The following is a 1,638-nucleotide window of genomic DNA, read 5'->3' as shown; positions in this document are numbered from 1 at the left end:
AACAAAGACGCGATGGGGAAGGCCACTTCTCTACAGGATCTCCAGAAGATTAACCAGCAGATCGATGCCGACTATCAGCAGGCTGCTACCCAGTTTAAGAGTTCCATTCCTATCATCACTCAGGCAAAGATCAAGGATCTGGAAACCAGGCTCGATAAGCTCAAGCAGAACAAGGTCGAGACAAGCAGCTATCAAAGTCAGTTTGACGCTTTGAAGAGCATGCAACAGACCACCAAGACGGTTGATGAATACAACGCCTTTGCGAAGAAGGCATCAGCACTCCAGGACGCGATGAAGTTCGATCTGCTCAAGGTTGATACCAAGCTGTTGCTGGATCAATATCATCGGGAGGTTGAAGAGTATAGTAAGAAATACACCTACTTCAATGCGCCTGACGGCCAGACGTATGCACTGAACTTCGAGTATGAGCAGCGTGGATTGGGCGAGGATCTGGACAAAGCCTACAACAATGCGACAACCTATGAAGAGATGCAGCAGGCATACACCGACATCAGCAATGGTATCTTCCATCAACGCATGCTCGGCGAAGACTACAGCGACAAAACACCGTACGACCAGCCGCATGAGACTGACAGGAAGTTGCTTGAGCGCTACAAGCTGCAAAACGACCTTGTCATCGTCGTCTCATTTGTTGAGCAGGCACTGCGCATCTATCAGAACGGCAAGGTCATCTATGCTATCCTGATTGTGAGCGGGCGTACCGAGCTGCCAGCAGTACCAGGCATCTGGAAGCCGTTGCTGCGTGATACAAACATGGTCTTTAAATCTCCTTTCCCGAAGGGCTCTCCCTACTGGTACGAGGACACCCCGATCAACTATGGCATCCTGTATCACGATGGTGGCTACTTCCTGCATGACTCGCCCTGGCGTCTGGACTATGGCCCGGGCAAACAATTCCCGCATACCGATTCCGGTGGCGCAGCCAGTGCCAGTTCTGGAACGCACGGCTGTATCAATATGCCAACCGAGCAGATGCGCTGGATCTACGAACACACCGACTACAATACCCCGATCATCATGTACTAAAAGTACTCTGGAGGGCTGTTCCGGGAAAGGCGCAGCCCCTCCATCTTCTCGCCTTGAATGTCCTGCTCCCCTCAATAAAGGTGATGCATTTCGGCACATAAAACGATATAATTATAGGCATATACGTATCTATTTATCCTGAAAAATCTTTTGGAAAAACGTTCTGTTTCTCAAAAAGAGGAGAAGCCTTCTCATGCCATCACGTTCAGCACACCAGAAAACAAGCTCACAACGGTTTCGCAAGACGCGCACGGTGTTCGCGCTGTCTCTACTTCTGAGCATGCTTCTGGTTCTCCTCAGCGCCTGTGGAGGAGATCCCAAGTACCAGAGTCAGGCAACGCAAAACAAGCAAGCGTTTGAAAAAGAACTACAACATGCTCATGATATCGGGGTCCCTGATAGCTATCTGACCAAAATCAACAAACAAAAAGATGAGCTCGGCCAGACGCCTGCACCGGTCAACTTTCTTGGTCTGAATGCCCCGGCGGTTGACCAATATTACAATAACCTTGCCACTCGCTATAAGCAGTTGACCATCCAGACACAGGGAGTGGTTCCCGTTGCTACTCAGCAACTGCAAAACCAGGCCAG

1 protein-coding gene and 1 pseudogene are annotated in these 1,638 nt (G+C 50.1%); both read left to right on the top strand.

Annotated features, from left to right (window positions below):
* On the top strand, nt 1–1,047 hold a 1,047-nt coding region (locus tag EI42_RS31755), incomplete at its 5' end, for a L,D-transpeptidase (protein ID WP_146505499.1).
* 193 nt (nt 1,048–1,240) lie between these two features.
* Nucleotides 1,241–1,638, top strand: a pseudogene (locus tag EI42_RS31750) (L,D-transpeptidase); the annotation flags it as partial.

The sequence above is a fragment of the Thermosporothrix hazakensis genome, assembly GCF_003253565.1.
Lineage (GTDB): Bacteria > Chloroflexota > Ktedonobacteria > Ktedonobacterales > Ktedonobacteraceae > Thermosporothrix > Thermosporothrix hazakensis.
The sequence above is the reverse complement of the archived record's forward strand: the minus strand, read 5'-3'. Positions and strand labels throughout refer to the sequence as shown.